General features: G+C 74.0%; 18 protein-coding genes and 1 pseudogene. 7 read left to right on the plus strand and 12 right to left on the minus strand.

Annotated features, from left to right (window positions below):
• The first annotated feature begins 10 nt into the window (after positions 1-10).
• Both FHX78_RS32535 and FHX78_RS32540 read left to right on the plus strand, forming a co-directional pair.
• A complete protein-coding gene (locus FHX78_RS32535) occupies positions 11-739 on the plus strand; it encodes a class I SAM-dependent methyltransferase (RefSeq protein WP_145870935.1) in 729 nt (242 codons plus the stop codon).
• 87 nt (positions 740-826) lie between these two features.
• Positions 827-1,156: a hypothetical protein gene (locus FHX78_RS32540; RefSeq protein ID WP_308439679.1), complete on the plus strand. Its 330-nt coding sequence runs from the start codon at positions 827-829 to the stop codon at positions 1,154-1,156.
• On the opposite strand, the gene FHX78_RS32545 is transcribed toward FHX78_RS32540, so the two are convergent.
• From FHX78_RS32545 to FHX78_RS32565, 6 genes and pseudogenes are all read right to left on the minus strand, one after another.
• On the minus strand, positions 1,126-1,869 hold the full coding sequence (locus tag FHX78_RS32545) for a GntR family transcriptional regulator (protein ID WP_145870936.1): 744 nt from the start codon (positions 1,867-1,869) through the stop codon (positions 1,126-1,128). The genes FHX78_RS32540 and FHX78_RS32545 overlap by 31 nt on opposite strands.
• A 246-nt stretch (positions 1,870-2,115) precedes the next feature.
• Positions 2,116-3,090 (minus strand): acetylxylan esterase, encoded by a 975-nt coding sequence (locus FHX78_RS32550; protein ID WP_145870937.1) that lies wholly within the window; start codon positions 3,088-3,090, stop codon positions 2,116-2,118.
• Between the two features lie 165 nt (positions 3,091-3,255).
• A pseudogene (locus FHX78_RS36940) lies at positions 3,256-3,399 on the minus strand (Rv1733c family protein); the annotation flags it as partial.
• A 247-nt stretch (positions 3,400-3,646) separates the two neighbouring features.
• The gene (locus FHX78_RS32555; protein WP_145872264.1) at positions 3,647-4,450 is read right to left on the minus strand and encodes a ferredoxin reductase; all 804 of its coding nucleotides are present in this window, start codon (positions 4,448-4,450) and stop codon (positions 3,647-3,649) included.
• Between the two features lie 4 nt (positions 4,451-4,454).
• Positions 4,455-5,060: a sulfite oxidase-like oxidoreductase gene (locus FHX78_RS32560; RefSeq protein ID WP_145870938.1), complete on the minus strand. Its 606-nt coding sequence runs from the start codon at positions 5,058-5,060 to the stop codon at positions 4,455-4,457.
• 88 nt (positions 5,061-5,148) lie between these two features.
• On the minus strand, positions 5,149-5,634 hold the full coding sequence (locus FHX78_RS32565) for a MarR family winged helix-turn-helix transcriptional regulator (RefSeq protein WP_145870939.1): 486 nt from the start codon (positions 5,632-5,634) through the stop codon (positions 5,149-5,151).
• 224 nt (positions 5,635-5,858) lie between these two features.
• On the opposite strand from FHX78_RS32565, the gene FHX78_RS32570 reads away from it, so the two are divergent.
• Entirely contained in the window at positions 5,859-6,671 is an 813-nt protein-coding gene (locus FHX78_RS32570; protein WP_145870940.1) for a putative protein N(5)-glutamine methyltransferase, read from the plus strand.
• Positions 6,672-6,816: 145 nt separating this feature from the next.
• Here the strand turns inward: FHX78_RS32570 and FHX78_RS32575 are convergent, their stop codons facing one another.
• Positions 6,817-8,898 (minus strand): SpoIIE family protein phosphatase, encoded by a 2,082-nt coding sequence (locus FHX78_RS32575; RefSeq protein ID WP_145870941.1) that lies wholly within the window; start codon positions 8,896-8,898, stop codon positions 6,817-6,819.
• 253 nt (positions 8,899-9,151) lie between these two features.
• Here FHX78_RS32575 and FHX78_RS32580 point away from each other — a divergent pair, with 253 nt between their 5' ends.
• The 3 genes from FHX78_RS32580 to FHX78_RS32590 all read left to right on the plus strand — a co-directional run bounded on the left by FHX78_RS32580 (position 9,152) and on the right by FHX78_RS32590 (position 12,265).
• Entirely contained in the window at positions 9,152-9,523 is a 372-nt protein-coding gene (locus tag FHX78_RS32580; protein WP_145870942.1) for a hypothetical protein, read from the plus strand.
• Positions 9,524-9,642: 119 nt separating this feature from the next.
• Positions 9,643-11,658, plus strand: a complete 2,016-nt coding sequence (locus tag FHX78_RS32585; RefSeq protein WP_145870943.1) for an NADPH-dependent 2,4-dienoyl-CoA reductase — start codon at positions 9,643-9,645, stop codon at positions 11,656-11,658.
• A gap of 31 nt (positions 11,659-11,689) precedes the next feature.
• Positions 11,690-12,265 (plus strand): PadR family transcriptional regulator, encoded by a 576-nt coding sequence (locus tag FHX78_RS32590; protein WP_145870944.1) that lies wholly within the window; start codon positions 11,690-11,692, stop codon positions 12,263-12,265.
• Positions 12,266-12,337: 72 nt separating this feature from the next.
• Here FHX78_RS32590 and FHX78_RS32595 read toward each other — a convergent pair whose 3' ends face one another.
• Together FHX78_RS32595 and FHX78_RS32600 are read right to left on the minus strand one after the other, a co-directional pair.
• Positions 12,338-12,871 (minus strand): hypothetical protein, encoded by a 534-nt coding sequence (locus FHX78_RS32595; RefSeq protein WP_145870945.1) that lies wholly within the window; start codon positions 12,869-12,871, stop codon positions 12,338-12,340.
• A gap of 174 nt (positions 12,872-13,045) precedes the next feature.
• Positions 13,046-14,044 carry a fibronectin type III domain-containing protein gene (locus FHX78_RS32600; protein WP_145870946.1) on the minus strand — a complete coding sequence of 333 codons (999 nt, stop codon included), beginning with the start codon at positions 14,042-14,044 and terminating at the stop codon, positions 13,046-13,048.
• Between the two features lie 389 nt (positions 14,045-14,433).
• Between FHX78_RS32600 and FHX78_RS32605 the strand changes: the two genes are divergently transcribed.
• A complete protein-coding gene (locus tag FHX78_RS32605) occupies positions 14,434-15,135 on the plus strand; it encodes a glycoside hydrolase family 75 protein (RefSeq protein ID WP_229924036.1) in 702 nt (233 codons plus the stop codon).
• Positions 15,136-15,261: 126 nt separating this feature from the next.
• Here FHX78_RS32605 and FHX78_RS32610 read toward each other — a convergent pair whose 3' ends face one another.
• From FHX78_RS32610 to dhaK, 3 genes are read right to left on the minus strand one after another with little or no spacing between them, the layout of a single operon-like run.
• Positions 15,262-15,672, minus strand: a complete 411-nt coding sequence (locus FHX78_RS32610) for a PTS-dependent dihydroxyacetone kinase phosphotransferase subunit DhaM (RefSeq protein ID WP_145870947.1) — start codon at positions 15,670-15,672, stop codon at positions 15,262-15,264.
• Positions 15,665-16,282, minus strand: a complete 618-nt coding sequence (dhaL, locus tag FHX78_RS32615) for a dihydroxyacetone kinase subunit DhaL (protein ID WP_145870948.1) — start codon at positions 16,280-16,282, stop codon at positions 15,665-15,667. The genes FHX78_RS32610 and dhaL overlap by 8 nt, the downstream gene beginning before the upstream one ends.
• Before the next feature lie 49 nt (positions 16,283-16,331).
• Positions 16,332-17,324, minus strand: coding sequence for a dihydroxyacetone kinase subunit DhaK (gene dhaK / locus FHX78_RS32620; RefSeq protein WP_145870949.1), 993 nt, complete (start codon positions 17,322-17,324; stop codon positions 16,332-16,334).
• Positions 17,325-17,449 lie beyond the last annotated feature (125 nt).

Consider the following 17,449-nt stretch of genomic DNA (forward strand, 5'->3'; position numbering starts at 1 on the left):
GGCTGAACCGATGTTCAGCCCCGAAGGCCCCCGCCTGCGTGAACTGGCCGTCCAAGCGCTGTCGTCCGTGGAACGCGGCTACGACCTCCTCGCGCCGAAGTTCGACCACACCCCCTTCCGTACGCCCGACTCGGTGCTCGACGCCACCGCCTCGGCGTTGTGGCGGGCGGGCCCCTTCGGCTCCGGGCTCGATCTGTGCTGCGGCACGGGGGCGGGCGTCGACGTGCTGAGGCAGGTCTGCGAGGAGACCGTCACCGCGGTGGACTTCAGCGCCGGCATGCTGGACGTCGCGCGGGCGCGCACCCGGCCGGCGGGGCCACCGGTCACCTGGGTGCGGGCGGACGCCCGGGCGCTGCCGTTCGGGCCGGTCTTCGACCTGGTGGTGAGTTTCGGGGCGTTCGGACACTTCCTGCCGCGGGAGCTTCCGGGCCTGTTCGCGCAGGTCCACTCGGTGCTGCGACCGGGCGGGCGCTTCGTCTTCCCCGTGGTGGCCCCGCCCCGGCCCGGCTCGCTCACCCACGGGATGCTGCTGGGATTCGACGCCGCGATGCGGGTGCGCAACGCCGTCCGGCGTCCGCCGTTCGTCATGTACTACCGCGCCGTCCGCTTCGGCGACTGGGAGCGCGCGCTGACCCGGTCCGGCTTCCTGGTGGAGTACTGGGCGCTGCCCGAGTTCGGGTGGCGACGGGACGGCAGTCCCAGGGTCCGGCTGGTCGTGGCGCGGCGGCCCGAGGCGTAACGGGTTCGCCGCCCCTTTCACGGCGGCTGGACCGCCGGCGCGGCACTGGACGCCGTACGGCGGGGACGCGCCGGCGGCGCGCAGCCGGTGCGCGCGCTCACCACCCACTTCGCGGTCACCACCCTCGCCGACGCCCTGCCGCCCGCGCTGTACGCCCGTCGGCGCATCCCGCGCCCGGTGCCCACCGCCGAACCGTCGACGCACTTCACCGACGCCCTGGACGACGGGGCGCCGCGGGGCTGGGCCCTCGTCCGCATCCGCACCGAGCACGCGGGCGGCGGCTGGGCGGTCGACGACAGCGCGGTGTGGTCGTCGGGGCTGCGGCTGCCGGCGACGGGCCGCCGGGCCCGGGTGGTCCGGGCCCGGCGGAACCCCGGAGCGCCCGCTCAGAGCGCGGCCGGCACCGTGAACTCGTAGACCAGGGCGTCCTGTTGGGCGTCCATGACCAGCTCGGTGATCTCCAGCGGGCGGGCGTGCTGGTCGTGCACCCGCCGGGTGACCCGGACCGACGGTGTCCCCGCGATCCGGGTGATCGTGTCGCGGTGGTGCAGGGTCAGCCCCGCCCGGCGCATCCAGTCGTAGGCCCGCCGCAGCTCGGCGGCGCCCGTGCCGTCGGCGCGGTCGCGGTAGCGGCCCAGCTCCTCGACCTCCGCGAGGGCCACGGCGGAAAACGATGTCACGGCCGTCCGCAGTTCCCGGCCGTCGGCCGACACGGCCCAGTAGCGGTGGACCAGCGTCGGCCGGGCGGGGGCCACCAGCAGCGCCTCGGCGTGCCCGGGCGGCGGAGCCTCCCAGGTGACGGTGGCCCGGGTGACCGCGGACCGGGCGGCCCACCGGGCGCCGACCGGGAAGCCGGAGGACGCGGGGGTCTCCACCGGCAGGCCGGGCAGCGTCGCATGGCTGCCCCGCCGGTCGGTGGCGACCAGTCCGTCCCGGCGCAGGGCCTGCAGCGCCTGCCGTATGGTCTCCCGGCTGACACCGAAGTGCTCGGCCAGGTGCCGCTCGCCGGGGAGGCGTTCGCCGGGCGGTATCGTCCCGTCGCGCAGCTCGCCGAGCAGTTCCGTCGCGATCCGCCGGTAGAGGGGCTCCCCTTCGGCGAGCGGGTGGTCGTGCGGGGTGGTGCGGGCCATGCCGCGCCTCCTGTTGGTGACGGTCCGTAGCCGTGCGGGCTCATTGCGCCACCAGATCTAGCATTGGTCTAAACCACGAGGGAAGAGGGGGCCGGCAGTTCGGCCGGAACGGCACCGGGCGCCACCCCCTCCCGCGCCCGTCACGTGGCGCTCGCGGCCCCGCAACGCCGTACGGGCCGTCGCCGCGGTCCTGACCGAAAGCCTACGGGTGGCCGCCCCGGCCACCCGTCGCCCGCCCCGGACGCCTCAGATGTACGACCGCATCCAGCGCAGCTTGGCCGCCTCCTGGAAGGGGCCGCCGCCCTCGTGGTCGTTGAAGTCGTACACCTCGATCGCCTTGTCCTCGTGGGCCCAGGCGTTGAACGCCCCGAAGACCGTCGACGGCGGGCAGGTCTGGTCCTCCAGGGCCGCCGAGAACAGGGCGGGCGCACTGCCGCGGGCGGCGAAGTGCACGCCGTCGAAGTAGGACAGGGTGCGCAGCGCCTCCCCGGTGCGGCCGCGGTGCGTCTTGAGGTAGAGGCCGATCTCCCGGTACGGGTGCCGGTCCGTGAGCGTCGCCGCGCGCGGGAAGTCGCACAGGAAGGGCACGTCGGGCGCGACGCCCGCCAGGTCCGGGACCAGTCCGCCCACGGCGAGGGTGATGCCGCCGCCCTGACTGGCGCCGACGGCCACCGTGCGGCTCGCGTCGGTCAGCGGGTGCGACCGCGCCGCCTCCACCGCGCGCACGGCATCCGTGAACACCCGGCGGTAGTAGTAGTTCTCGGGCGCGTCGATCCCGCGCGTCATGAACCCGGGGTACGCCGGCCCGCCGCCCACCGGGTCCTCGGTGCCGCCGCCGGCACCCCAGGCGCTGCCCTGGCCCCGGGTGTCCATCACGAAGTGGGCGCGGCCCGTGGACGCCCACAGCAGGTGCTCGTGGGGCAGCCCGCGGCCACCGCCGTAACCGATGAACTCCACCACCAGCGGCAGCGGGGCGTCGGCTTCGGCGCCGGCGGGCAGCGTCAGCCAGCCCTTGACCGGGTGGCCGCCGAACCCGGCGAACGTCACGTCGAAGACCCGCACCGTGGACAGCCCGGTGTCGACCGGCTCGAAACGGGCGTCCAGGTCGTGCTCGCGTGCCTCCTGGAGCGTCTTGGACCAGAACGCGTCGAAGTCCTCGGGCGCCGGGGACGTGCTGCGGTACTCGCGGAGTTCGTCGAGCGGGAGGTCGAACAGGGCCATCGAAGACCGCCTTCGTGAAGGGACCGTGCGGAGCGAGGACACGGTACGTGGATCACCGGGGCGCTGGCCAGAGGTTCTCCGGATATCCGCAGGTGAAGTGTGTAGAAAGCGGTTGTCCCGGGTGGTGGCGTTCGCGGGGTTCGGTAGGGGGTGCGGTCGGCGTTCTCAGACCCCTCGGCGGGTCCACCGCGGTTCCGTGCGCGCCCAGGCCCGCTCCCACTCCGCCAGGCGGCGCCGCATGGCCGCGCCGCGCACCGCGCGGTGGGCGAGCAGCACCACGGCCGCGGCGCCTCCCGCGGCGCCGGTTCCCAACTCGCGTTCGCATCCCGACCTCCTCGCCGCCACCGCGGCCGAGGGTGTGTTGGACGGCCGGAGGGGCGGCGCCGGCGACTTCCTCCGCGGCGCGCACCGCACGCGGAACGGCCCCGGCCGGGTGCCCGGGCGGGGCCGGCGCGAAACGGACGCCCCGCTACTGGGTGCCCCACCGCCGGGATGCCCCACCGCCGCCGGGGCGCCCCTTAGCAGCACTCCCCGCCTCCCGCGGACCGTGCGCCGGTCAGCCGAAGCGCTCGATGCGGATCCGGTCCACCGGCTGCCCGGCCGCCACCAGCAGTCTTGAGGCATGTTCGGCGAAGGAATTGGAGCCACACACATAGGCCTCCCACCCACCGGGAGGCGGTTCGGCCATCAGCGGCGCCACATGTGCGGCCGCCATACGTCCGACGGCCACACCCTCCGGCGCGCTCCGTGTGAACACCGTCGTGGTCTCCGCGCCCAGCTCCCGCGCGTAGATCAGCTCCTCGGGACTTCGCGCCGACACCAGCAGCCGCAGCGGCAGGGCCAGGCCCCGGGCCCGGTGGTGCCGCACCATCGACATCAGCGGGACCACACCGGAGCCCGCGCCCACCAGCAGCGCGGGCCGGTCGCCGGGCCAGGCGAAGAAACCGCTGAGCGGGCCGCGCACCTCGACCCGGTCACCGGGCCGGGCCACCGTGTGGAACCAGCCCGACACCTCGCCGCCCTCGACATGGTCCAGGGTCAGCTCGACGTGCCCCGAGTCGTCGGGAGCGGACGCGATCGAGTAGTGGCGCTGGGCCGTGTAACCGTCCTCGGCGGTCAGCCGCAGCATCAGGTGCTGGCCGGGCACGTGGCCCGGCCAGCCGGGCACCGCGAACCGGAACGTCGCCGCGCGCGGGGTCTCCCGGCGGATCCCGGTCAGTGTGGCCGTCCGCCACACGGAGGCGGCCTGCTCGCTCACACCGACGCGTCCGGGCACGGCGAACCGCGTCGGCGGGGTGAAGCGCTCCGGTGCGGGCGGTGTCGACGGCGTCGTCCGCGTCGTCCGCGTCGTCCGCGTCATCTGCTCAGTCACCGGAGTACCGCTGCTCCTCCCAGGGGTTGCCGCGCGCGTGGTAGCCGTTGCCCTCCCAGAAGCCCGGCTCGTCGTGGTCGAGGAGCCGGAGCCCCGCGATCCACTTGGCGCTCTTCCAGAAGTACAGGTGCGGCACCAGCAGCCGCGCCGGGCCGCCGTGCTCGGCGGGCAGCGGCCGGCCGTCGTACTCCCAGGCGATCCAGGCCCGGCCGCCGGTCACATCGGCGAGCGGCAGGCTGGTGGTGTACCCGGTGTGCGCGTACGCGACCACATGTGTCGCCGACCCATGAGGTCGGACCACATCCAGGAAGGCGTCGAGCGAGACACCGCCGAACCGCACCCCGAACTTCGACCAGCTCGTCACACAGTGGATGGCGCCCTCGTACGCCGAGGCCGGCAGCGCGTGTGCCTGCTCCCAGTCCCAGGTGCGGGGCTCGGCCACCATCCCGTCGATCCGGAACGTCCAGTCGGCGGGCGCGAGGTCGGGGGTGACCTCGGCGGACAGGACGGGCCATTCGTCGCCCGCGTCGTACTGACCGGGCGGCAGACCGGGATGGTCCACGCGGGGGCGGCCGGTGAAGCCTCGGGTGATGTTCACGTGATCGGCGATTCCGTTGCGAGTGGTGCTCAAGTGTTTCCGTGCTCAACGGTACGCGGTGCCCGCCACCGGAGTGCCGCCAGGCCGTTCACGGCCGCGCGGGCCGCTCCGCCCCGGAGCCGGGCTCCGCCCCGGAGCCGGGCTCCGCCCCGGAGCCGGGCCACGCGTTGTAGCGCTCCAGATACCCGGCGAACCGGCACAGGTCCGCCTCCGGCCAGTCCGTGAGCCGCTCCCCGAAGGCGGCCCGGCGGCTCTCGGTCACCCGGTCCAGGACGCTCCGGCCGGCCGGCGTCAGCCGCACCACCTGCACCCGGTGGTCCTCCGGATCCGGGCGCCGCTCGACGAGCCCGGCCCGCTCCAGGGCGGTCACCTGGCGGCTCACCGTCGACTTGTCCAGCGCGTAGTGGGCGGCCAGGTCGGTGGCCCGGCGGCCGCCGCTCGTCTCCAGGTGCCCGAGCAGCGTGTACGACACCAGCGACAGCTCCGGGTGCATGCGCCCGGCGGACGCGCGGGCCCGGCGCGCGAAGACCGTCATCTCGCGCTGGATGGCCTCCACGGCCTCGGCTGCGTCCATCCGTACACCTCCCTGCGCGGTTCCCGGCCCCGCATGCACCGTACAACCGCGGAGATCGTCGGGTAGTGTGTCCGTCCGGCCGCGGATCGACCCGGCCGGGACGCCGAGGGAGGTGAGACCCATTACCGCTGTGTCAGGTCGGGTGCTCTCCCTCGAAGTGACGCGGACCACCGGCAACAGGTGACCGCGAGAGCGCCCTTCGGCTTCCGAAAGGCTCAGGGCTCTTGCCGCACACGCCGTCTCCGTCTCCCTCATCCCCTCCGCCCGCTTCGTCCCCGGACGCCGTCGTGGCCGCGCTGCGCGCCGCCGGCTGCGTCTTCGCCGAGGACGAGGCCGAGCTGATCCTCGACGCCGCCCGCACCCCGCGCGACGTCGCCGCGATGGTCCGGCGCCGGGCGGCCGGACTGCCCCTCGAACTCGTCGTCGGCTGGGCCAAGTTCCACGGCCGGCGCATCACCGTGGAACCGGGTGTCTTCGTCCCCCGCCGCCGCACCGAGTTCCTCGTCGAACAGGCGCTGGCGCAGTCCCCCGCGGCGGCCGTCGTCGTGGACCTGTGCTGCGGCTCGGGCGCCGTCGGCGCGGCCCTGGCGGCCGGACTCGGCGACGTCGCCCTGCACGCCGCCGACATCGATCCGGCCGCGGTGCGCTGCGCCCGCCGCAACGTCGCCCCACTGGGGGGACAGGTCCACCGGGGCGACCTGTTCGAGGCGCTCCCCGAAGAGCTGCGGGGCCGTGTCGACATCCTCGCGGCCAACGTGCCGTACGTGCCCAGCGACGAGATCGGACTGCTGCCCCCGGAGGCCCGCGACCACGAACCGCGGGTCGCGCTCGACGGCGGCGCGGACGGCCTCGACGTGCTCCGCAGGGTCGCCGCCGGGGCGCCCGGATGGCTCGCGCCCGGCGGCTGCCTCCTGGTGGAGACCGGCCGCGGCCAGGCGCCCGCCGCCGTCGACGCCTTCACCACCGCCGGACTGCGGACCCGCCTGGCGGTCTGCGAGGAGCGGTACGCCCATGTCGTGGTCGGCGTCCAGCCGTAGAAGGCGGGAAGCCGGGAGCCGGGGGCCAGCAGCCGGAAGCCGGAAACGGGAGCCGGACGAACCCCTCTCCGGCCCCCGGCCCCCGGGCGCCAGCCGTCAGCTGTCAGCTGTCAGCTGTCAGCTGTCAGCTGTCAGCCGCCAGCTGTCAGGCGTCCGGTGCTGTCGCCCGGGCGATGAGCAGGGCCACGTCGTCCGCGTTGTCGGGTTCGTGCAGGGTGCGCAGGAGGAGGTCGCAGACCTCCTCCAGAGACTCGCCGGGGTGGTCCAGCAGGGTGAGCAGCCGGTCCAGGCGCTCGTCCAGTGTGTGCCGGCGCGTCTCGACGAGACCGTCGGTGTAGAGGACCAGCCGGTCGCCCGGCTCCAGCTCGACGGCGGTCGTGGAGAACGCGACACCGCCCACGCCCAGCGGCACCCCGGTGGGCAGATCGAGCAGTTCGGGGGCGTGTCCGGCACGGACCCGGGCCGGCGGCAGATGCCCGGCGTTGGCGATGAGGCACTGGCGCTCACGGGGGTCGTGGACGACGTACACGCACGTGGCGATGGCCTGGTCCAGGCCGCTGGTGATCCGGTCCAGGTGCTCCAGGAGCACGGCCGGATCGAGGTTGAGGGAGGCCAGGGTGTGGGTCGCCGTGCGCAGTCGGCCCATGGTGGCCGCCGCGGGGATGCCGCTGCCCATCACGTCGCCCACGACCAGGGCGGTCCTGCCGCCCTCCAGCGGGATCACGTCGAACCAGTCGCCGCCCACCTCGCTGGTGGCGCCCGCAGGCTGGTAGCGGGAGGCGACCTCGAGCCCGCCCGTGACGGGCGGATGGCTCGGCAGCAGACTGCGCTGCAGGGTGAGGGCGGTGTCGCGGGCGTTCTGGTACCAGCGGGCGTTGTCGATGTGGACGGCCGCGCGGGACGCCAGCTCCCGCGCGAGCAGCAGGTCGTCCTCGTCGAACGGACGGGGGTTGCGGGTGCGGATGAGGTCGAGCGCGCCCAGTACCTCCCCGCGGGCGATCAGCGGCACCGCCAGGTACGAGTGGACGCCCGCCCGGGCCAGCAGCTCGGCCGCCTCGGGCGAACGGGCGATCCGCGCCAGGTCCTCGTCCTTCACCTGCGGCACCATCACGGGCAGCCCGGTGCGGACGCACTGGGTGATCAGCCGGTCCGGTGCGTACCGGGTCACCCGGCCCGGCGGATCGGCCGCCTCCGGCACATCGGGGGAGTCCACCCAGCGGACCGCGAGCGCCCGGATCACCGCCGGCTCGGCGGGGCCGAGGGTGCTGCGGCGGCCCTGCACCACCGCGTCCAGCAGATCCACCGCCGCCGCGTCGGCCAGCTCGGGGACGGCCACGTCGGCGAGCTCGCCCGCCGTGCGGTCCAGGTCCAGGGCGGTGCCGATCCGGGCGGAGGCGTCGGCGATCACGGCCAGCCGGCGCCGGGCGGTCTCGGCCTCCAGACTCGCCCGGTACTGCTCGGTGATGTCCACCACCGACACGGCGACCCCCAGCACCGAGCCGAGCGCGTTCTCCAGCCGGTACAGGGAGACCGACCAGGCGCGGTCCTCCTCCGGATCGGCCGGGGTGCGGCCGGTCATGGATTGGTCGACGACGGGGCGTCCGGTGTCCAGCACCTGGCGCGCGATGTCCTCGATCGCGTCGGCGTCCACCAGGGGCAGCACCTCGCGGATCGTGCGGCCCAGATGGTCCGCGGCGGTAAGGCCGTTGATCTGCTCCAGCGCCGGATTGACCGAGACGTACCGCAGGTCGGCGCTCAGCACGGCCAGCCCGATGGGGGACTGGGCGACGATCCGGGTGGACAGGGCGACGTCCTGCTCCAGACGGCGCACGGTCGCCTGGTCCACCGCGAGGCCGAGGGCGTACACCTCCCCGCGGTCGTCCAGCAGCCGCATGTTGCGGAACTCCACCAGCCGGGTGCCGCCGTCCTTGCGCCGGATGGGGAAGGCCCCGGCCCAGCTGCGGCCGGTGCGCATGACGTCGGCGAACAGTTTCACCACGAGGTCCAGGTGCTGCTCATGCACCATGATCCGGGCGGCGTACTGGCCCAGCGCCTCCCGCGCGCTGTAGCCGAACAGCTCCTCCGCCTGGGGGCTCCACAGGACGATCCGCCCCTCGGTGTCCAGGACCACCGAGGCCACGCGCAGCACGTCGAGCAGGCCGCTGGGACGCACCGGCCCGCGCACCGGTCCGTCGCCGTCGGCCGGGGGTGACCCCGCTGCACTCATCCCACGCCCCGCCTTCGCCGATCCTCACGGCACGCCGTCACGGTGCCGACACCCCTTGTTGTACCGCGCGCGGGGGCTGTTTTCCGCCGCTCCCGCCGTCCTGTTTCCAGCTTCTCCCACCATCGTGGCGGGCGCCCGCGAAGGCGTCACCGCGGCAGGGGCGTGCGGGTAGTGCTCACCGGCGGCCGGTGATTTGCTGAGTGGGGTACGGGGGATGGGGGTAGGCGGCGTGGATACGAGAGGAGCGATCACGATGGGCAGTGAGCGACCGCACCCGGAATCCGTCTCGGTCGAGATCAGCGGCTGCAGCAAGGACGACGCCCGCATCGTCTTCGACACGCTGTGCGCCTGCTTCGCGTCGGACCGGTGCTCCGACGACGTGCCGGAGGAGTTCTCCGACACCCGCCCGACGGTCTGGCTGGGCACCTTCGACGTCTCCGACACGCACGAGGGCGCGCGCCCGGCCGCCCGGCTGTCCGCGTCGGTCGACGCCGACGTGCACGGCGGCTACTGGGCGATCGACCGGTTCCGCACCACCCTGCACTCCCTGTTCACGGTGCACGACCTGAGCACGGTGCCGGGGGACCAGGAGGAGGAGCTGCACGTCCGTCTCGAAAGCCGGTGACCGCGACGCCTTCCGTCCCCGTGTCCCTGTGCCCTCCGTCACGCTTATGCAACTAGTTGCATAAAGCGGTGGGCGTGCCTTACAACTACAGGCACGACACCGCGTGCACGGAGGGCCCGATGAGCCGTTACCCCCATCTGCTGACCCCGCTCGACCTGGGCTTCACCACCCTGCCCAACCGGGTCCTCATGGGCTCCATGCACGTCGGCCTGGAGGAGGCCGAGGGCGGCTTCTCCCGCATGGCCGAGTTCTACGCCGCCCGCGCCCGCGGCGGCGTGGGCCTCATCGTCACCGGCGGCATCGCCCCCAACGACGAGGGACGGCCCTACGAGGGCGGTGCCCGGCTCACCACCGGCGCCGAGGCCGAGCAGCACCGGACCGTCACCGAGGCCGTGCACCGCGAGGGCGGACGCATCGCGATGCAGATCCTCCACTTCGGCCGGTACGCCTACCACCGCGACCTGGTCGCCCCCAGCCCGATCCAGGCGCCCATCAGCCCCTTCCCGCCGCGTGAGCTCACCGACGCCGAGGTCGAGCGCACCGTCGACGACTACGCCCGCGCCGCCCGCCTCGCCCGGCAGGCCGGCTACGACGGCGTGGAGATCATGGGCTCCGAGGGCTACCTGATCAACGAGTTCATCGCCGCCGGGACCAACCACCGCACCGACCGCTGGGGCGGCTCCTACGAGAACCGCATGCGCTTCCCCGTCGAGATCGTCCGCAGGGTCCGTGAGGCCGTCGGCGAGGACTTCATCGTCATCTACCGGCTCTCCATGCTGGACCTGGTGCCCGGCGGCTCCACCCTGGACGAGGTGATCACGCTGGCCAGGGCCGTCGAGGCGGCCGGCGCCACCATCATCAACACCGGCATCGGCTGGCACGAGGCCCGCATCCCCACCATCGCCACCTCCGTGCCGCGCGGTGCGTACACCTGGGTGACGCAGCGGCTCATGGGCGAGGTGTCGGTCCCGCTGGTCACGACCAACCGCATCAACACCCCCGAACTCGCCGAGCAGCTGCTCGCCGAGGGCCGCGCGGACATGGTGTCGATGGCCCGCCCAATGCTCGCCGACCCCGATTTCGTCGCCAAGGCCGCCGACGGCCGCCCGGAGGCCATCAACACCTGCATCGGCTGCAACCAGGCCTGCCTCGACCACACCTTCAGCGGGCAGATCACCTCCTGCCTGGTCAACCCGCGCGCCTGCCACGAGACCGAACTGGTGCTGGCCCCCACCCGCCGCCGCAAGCGGATCGCGGTCGTCGGCGCGGGACCGGCCGGCCTCGCCTGCGCGGTGAGCGCCGCCGAGCGCGGCCACGACGTGACCCTGTTCGACGCCGCGAGCGAGATCGGCGGGCAGCTCAACGTGGCCCGCAAGGTCCCCGGCAAGCAGGAGTTCGACGAGACCCTGCGCTACTTCCGCACCCGCCTCGCCGAACTGGCCGTGGACGTCCGCCTCGACACCCGCGTCACCGCCGCCGACGTCACCGGCCACGACGAGGTCGTCGTCGCCACCGGCGTCACCCCGCGCGTCCCCGACATCCCCGGCATCGACCACCCCAGCGTGCTCGGCTACCTCGACGTGCTCCGCGACGGCGCCCCCGTCGGCGACCGCGTGGCGGTCCTCGGGGCGGGCGGCATCGGCTTCGACGTCGCCGAGTTCCTCACCGACGGCGGCGACAAGGCGCACGAGGACCCCGAGACGTACTTCCGCCAGTGGGGCGTCGACCTCGACTACCGCGCCGCCGGCGGCCTCGCCGCGCCCGAGCGCCCGGCCCCGCCGCGCACCGTCCACCTGCTCCAGCGCAAGACGACCAAGGTCGGCGCCGGACTGGGCAAGACCACCGGCTGGATCCACCGCACCGAACTCCGGCACCGCGGCGTCACCATGGTCCCGGGAGTGCGCTACGACCGGATCGACGACGCCGGACTGCACGTCACGGTCGACGGCGAGAGCACCGTCCTGGAGGTCGACACCATCGTGCTGTGCACCGGCCAGGAGCCGCGCCGCGACCTCTACGAGGAACTCCTCGCCGCCGGGGCGCCCGTGCACCTGATCGGCGGAGCCGACGTGGCCGCCGAACTGGACGCCAAGCGCGCCATCAAGCAGGGCACGGAGCTGGCGGCGGCGCTGTAGGCAGGCCGCGGGCCGTCCCTAGGATGAGGCCATGTCACTCCCGCACGCGATCCTCACCGCCCTGCTCGAGAAGCCGTCGTCGGGGCTGGAGCTGACCCGCCGGTTCGACAAGTCGATCGCCTACTTCTGGTCCGCGACGCACCAGCAGATCTACCGCGAGCTGGGAAAACTGGAGGCCGAGGGCCTGATCCGGGCCCTGCCCTCCGACCAGCCGGCCCGGGGGCAGAAGCGGGAGTACGAGGTGCTGCCCGCGGGGCGGGACGAACTGGCCCGCTGGACCGCCGCCTCCCAGGACCCCAAGCCGCTCAGGGATGTGACGCTGCTGCGGCTGAGGGCGGCGGCGGTCGTCGGCACGACGGGCCTGGAAGCCGATCTGCGGCGCCACCGCGAGCTGCACGAACGGCAGCTGGCGACGTACCTGGAGATCGAGCAGCGCGACTTCCCGCCCGGCAAGGACGGGCCGGAGGACCGGCTGCGGCATCTGGTGCTGCGGGCCGGCATCGACCTGGAGACCTTCTGGACCCAGTGGCTCGACCACGCGCTGTCGGAGTTCGCCCGCCTGCCGGAGCCGGACGGCCCCGGACGGCCGGGCGCCCGGGAGACCTGACACCCGGCGGGACGGGACGACGCCGGCCGCCCGACCGGAGCGCGTCGGACGTGAAGGCGGCCGGCGCCGGCTCTACAGGTGACGCGGAGCGCCGCGCCGGCGCAGGTACCAGGCCGTGGCCACGAGGCCGGTGCCGACCAGCGCGCCGCCCGCCACCAGCGTCACCGTGCCGTAGTCCCGCGCGCCGCCGCCGATGCCGCCCATCACCCCGCGGGACGGCGAGGCAGTCGGGGACACCGAGGGGCTGGGCGCCGGGGTGACGACGACGGACTGCCGGCCCGCCGTGCTGCCGTTCGAGCACACCACGATCACCGTGTACGTGCCCGCGCCGACGTTCGACCAGGCGGCGGACTGACCGGCGCTCGTCCCCGACAGCGCCACCTGACGGCCCTGGGAGAAGCTCGTCTGGCTGCTGTTGAGCAGCGAGGCGGTGCCCCAGTGGCCGTTGACCTGGGTGCACGCGCTGGTGGCGACCGAGACCGTCGACCCGGTGGTGTTGACGGAGATCCCGGGAGCCGCCGCGGCCGGACCGGCCAGGGCGAGCGCCAGCGTGGCGGCGGCCGCCACGGCCGGACCGGAGCGGATCAGGGACTTGGAGTTGCGCATGTCGGCTGCCTTTCGGCGGCACGGCCGGCGGTACATCCCTTGCGCCGCCGAGTCGGGGAACGCCCGTGCTGCCACGAGGCCAGCCAAAGGGCAGCCGGCCGGTGGCGCACTCCGGCCGCCGCCGGGCAGGTGACGCCGTCCCCCTTCCGCCGGTACCCGGTACCCGGGATCCGGTCAGCGCCGGGTGCCCGTCGTCACCGTGCGCTCCGCGGAGAAGCCGCCCCAGGTCCCGTCCGGCAGCATCGCCCGGATCCGCACCCGGTGGGTGACCCCGTCCTCCCGGCCCACGTAGAAGCGGTACGCGGCCCGGTCGCGCGGTGCGTCACCGCCGTAGACGAGTGACGTGGCGACACGGCCGTCCAGGCGCACCTCGTACTCGGTGATCACCCCGTCCACGCGCGGCGGCACCCAGCTGAGGGCGATGTGATGGGCGCCGTCGGACCACTGGCTCGTGGCGCGGAAACCGGTGGGGGCGGTGGCCCGGCCGTCCGCGCCGCCCGCCGTGGTGAGACGGACGGTGGCGGCGGGCGGGGAGAGGTTGTCGGCCGCGTCGCGGGCCCGGACGGTGAAGGCGTAACGGGTGCCCGGCCGCAGCCCCGTGACCACGGCGGCCCGCCCGCTGCCGCCGACACTGTGGATCTTCCTGCCACCCTGGTACACGTCGTACGACACCACGCCCCGGTCGTCCGTCGAGGCGGACCACGACAACTGGGCCGCCCTGCTCCCCGCGGCCCGCCCGCGCAGTTCCGCCGGACGGGTGGGAGCGGTGGCGTCGGCCGCGGCCGCCCCGGGTGTCGTGGCCCGGACCTCCCGGCTGGGCGGCCCCAGCCGCCCGTCCGTGTCCCGGGCCCGCACGGTGAAGACGTAGGCGGTCGAGGGCCGGAGCCTGGTGACATCCACCATGTGCTCGGAGCCGGGGACCTCCTTGACCTTTGTGCTGCCCCGGTACACCTCGTAGTGGCTCACCCGCGTGTCGGCGGCGGTGACCGCGTTCCACATGACATGCACGCTGGTGGCACTGCCGGCCTCGGCCGTGACACCGGTCGGCACTCCGGGCGGCCGCTCACCGCCCGCGTCGTCCGAGCCGCCCCAGCGGCAGGAGACGATCAGCAGGAGGACCCCGCAGAGCGCGAGGAGGCGCCGCGGAAACACGGCTGGGGGAACGCCACGCACGACTCTGCCTCCCGGGGCGGCACACGGGAACGGTCCGACCAATGGTCCGTACCAATATGGCGGGATGATGCGAACACATCAAGAGGGCGGAAGTGGGAGGCACTGCCCGGCATTACGTATGCTGAGGAATCGAACGGGCCGAACCGCCTTTCGCAGTAGGTGAGTTCGGGCTCGTGGCGCGGACCGCTGTCGTCGCAGATCCCGCGCCGGCGCGGGTGGCCGGGCGGCCCGAGTCGACACGGACTCGGGCCCCGGCCCCCTGTTGCGGACCCTTTCCCGGCCGCTGGTGCGATCGTGCCCGTCCGGCCTGTCGGCGCTGTCATAACGTCATATCGTGACGAAATGGGGCAAAGTGCGCGTCAGTGTTCCCGACGAGAGGCCCCCTGACCGTGTCCCGAGTCCCGTCACTCACCCTGGCCGTGGCCGGTGTCGCCCTGCTGGCCCCCTCGACACTCTCCGCCCCCGCGCCCCAGCCCCGTACCGAAACGGCGGCGCGGCGTGCAGGCTCCGTCTCCGCCGCCGAGCTGCTGGCCGAGGTGCGCACCTGCGCGCCCGTCTCCGCCGGTCACTACCGCAAGGACCACGGCTCCCGGGCCACCGTCCCGGTGTGCGGCACCCGCGACGCCGTGTTCTGGAAGGCCGACATGGACATCGACTGCGACGGCCGCCCCGGTCCCCGCTGCAACGCCCGCACCGACCCCTACTTCTCCGCCGCCACGGCCTTCGCCCAGTCCGACGGACGCCCGCTGAGCTCCGAGGAACTCCCCTACGTGGTGGTGCCCGCGCCCAGCGCCGTATGGAACTACTGGTCCCACGGGGTGCGGGGCGGGTCGGTCGTGGCGATGGTGCACCGCGACCGGGTGCGGTACGCGGTCGTCGGCGACGTCGGCCCCGCCGACATCATCGGCGAGGCCTCCTACGCCGCGGCCGAGGCCCTCGGCATCGACCCCGACCCGCGGGGCGGCGGCACCTCCTCGGACGTCACCTACATCGTGTTCAGGAACAGCCGGGTGACCCCCATCGAGGACCACGACGCCGCGGTGACCACGGGCGAGCGGCTGGCCCGCGCGTTCGTCGACACCGACGACTGAACCGGCCAGCGGGGAGGCCCGGCCGGCCACCGCAGGAACCCCGTGCGCAAGCGGCAGCGGGGCCGCGCCACCTCCGCCGCCGACGCCACGGCCTCGCGCGGAAGCGGTCCCTCCACGCCCCCGTCGTCACACCTTCCGGTACGCGTACGCCTCCGAGGCCGCCGCCTCCACCGCGGCCAGGTCCGCGCCCGTGGACGCCGTGACCACCGCGGCCACCGCGCCCTCCACGAACGGCGCGTCCACCAGCCGGGTGTGCTCCGGCAGTTCGTCGCCCTCGGCCAGCAGGGCCTTCACGGTGAGCACCGCGCTGCCCAGGTCGGTCAGCACGGCGACCCCGGCCCCGCGGTCGACGGACGCGGCCGCCGCGGCGATCAGCTCGGCGCTGGTGCCGAAGTCACCGCTCTCGGTGCCGCCCGCCGGAGCCACGGGAACCGCCGTACCGGCCCCCGCCAGGCCCTGCGCCAGCTCCGCCACCGACGCGGCCACCGTCGCGCTGTGCGAGACCAGCACGATCCCCACCAGCTTCCCGTCACTCACTGCCGGCCTCCCCGTCCGCCGAGGCATCGACGAGCCCGGCGATCAGCAGCGCCGCCGACGTCGCCCCAGGATCCTGGTGCCCGACACTGCGTTCGCCCAGATAGCTGGCCCTGCCCTTGCGGGCCCGCAACGGCGTCGTCGCCACGGCGCCCTCCTCGGCCGCGGCGCGCGCCGCGGCGAAGGAGTCACCGAGCGCGTCCACCGCCGGCACCAACGCGTCGATCATCGTCTTGTCGCCCGGCGCGGCCCCGCCGAGCTGCATCACCGCGTCCACCCCGGCGCGCAGCGCCTCGGCGAGCTGCCGCTCGTCCACCTCGGCGGCGTCACCGAGCGCCTTGCCGGTGCGGCGCAGCAGCGTCCCGTACAGCGGGCCGGAGGCACCGCCCACCGTCGAGATGAGCAGCCGCCCGGCCTGCGTCAGCACCGCTCCGGGCGTGGCGGGCGGCTCCTTCTCCAGGGCGTCCCGCACGGCACGGAACCCGCGCTGGAGGTTGGTGCCGTGATCGGCGTCACCGATCGGAGAGTCGAGGGCGGTGAGCCGTTCCGCCTCGCGGTCCACGGACGCGGCGGTGACCGTCATCCAACGGATGAAGAAGTCGGCGTCGAGCACGGAAACTCCTTGCGTGGTAGGTACTGCTGAACCATGGCCCCGGCGTCCTTCACATGCCCCAGCGCAGCCCCGGCGTACGCACCGGCGCGTCCCACAGCCGCAGCAGCTCCTCGTCGATCTGGCACAGGGTGACCGAGGCGCCGGCCATGTCCAGGGAGGTGACGTAGTTGCCGACGAGGACGCGGGCCACGGGCACCCCCCGCTCGCCGAGCACGCGCTGCACCTCGGCGTTGAAGCCGTACAGCTCCAGCAGCGGGGTGGCGCCCATGCCGTTGACCAGGACCAGGACCGGGTTGCGCGGGGTGAGGTCCTCCAGGATCGCCTCGACGGCGACCTCGGCGATCTCCCCGGACGTCATCATCGGCCGCCGCTCCCGGCCCGGCTCGCCGTGGATGCCGATGCCCAGCTCCAGCTCGCCGGCCGGCAGGTCGAAGGTGGGGCTGCCCTTGGCCGGCGTGGTGCAGGCGCTCAACGCGACGCCGAAGCTGCGGGAGTTCTCGTTCACCTGCCGGGCGACGGCCTCCACCCGCTCCAGCGGCATGCCCTCCTCCGCCGCCGCGCCCGCGATCTTCTCGACGAACAGGGTCGCGCCGGTGCCGCGCCGCCCGGCCGTGTACAGGCTGTCGGTCACCGCCACGTCGTCGTTGACCAGCACCTTCGCGACCTGGACGCCCTCGTCCTCGGCCAGTTCCGCGGCCATGTCGAAGTTGAGCACGTCACCGGTGTAGTTCTTCACGATGAACAGCACCCCGGCCCCGCTGTCCACGGCCGCCGCGGCCCGCACCATCTGGTCGGGCACGGGGGAGGTGAACACCTCGCCGGGACAGGCCGCCGACAGCATCCCCGGCCCCACGAACCCGCCGTGCAGCGGCTCGTGCCCGGACCCCCCGCCGGACACCAGGGCCACCTTCCCGGCCACCGGGGCGTCCTTGCGCACGATCACCCGGTTCTCCACGTCCACCGCCAGCTCGGGATGGGCCGCCGCCATCCCGCGCAACGCGTCCGCGACCACGGTCTCCGGGACGTTGATCAGCATCTTCATGGGTACCTCCTGGGAAGGTTTTGGCAGGTGGGGCATTGGCCTGCATCGGCGCTGGTCAGAATAGGTAGGTGACAGATATCGATCTTGGCGGTCCATGACGGCCGTGAGCGGGTTCCCGCGGTACC

Origin of the sequence: Streptomyces capillispiralis (genome assembly GCF_007829875.1) — a bacterium.
In the GTDB taxonomy this organism is placed as follows: domain Bacteria; phylum Actinomycetota; class Actinomycetes; order Streptomycetales; family Streptomycetaceae; genus Streptomyces; species Streptomyces capillispiralis.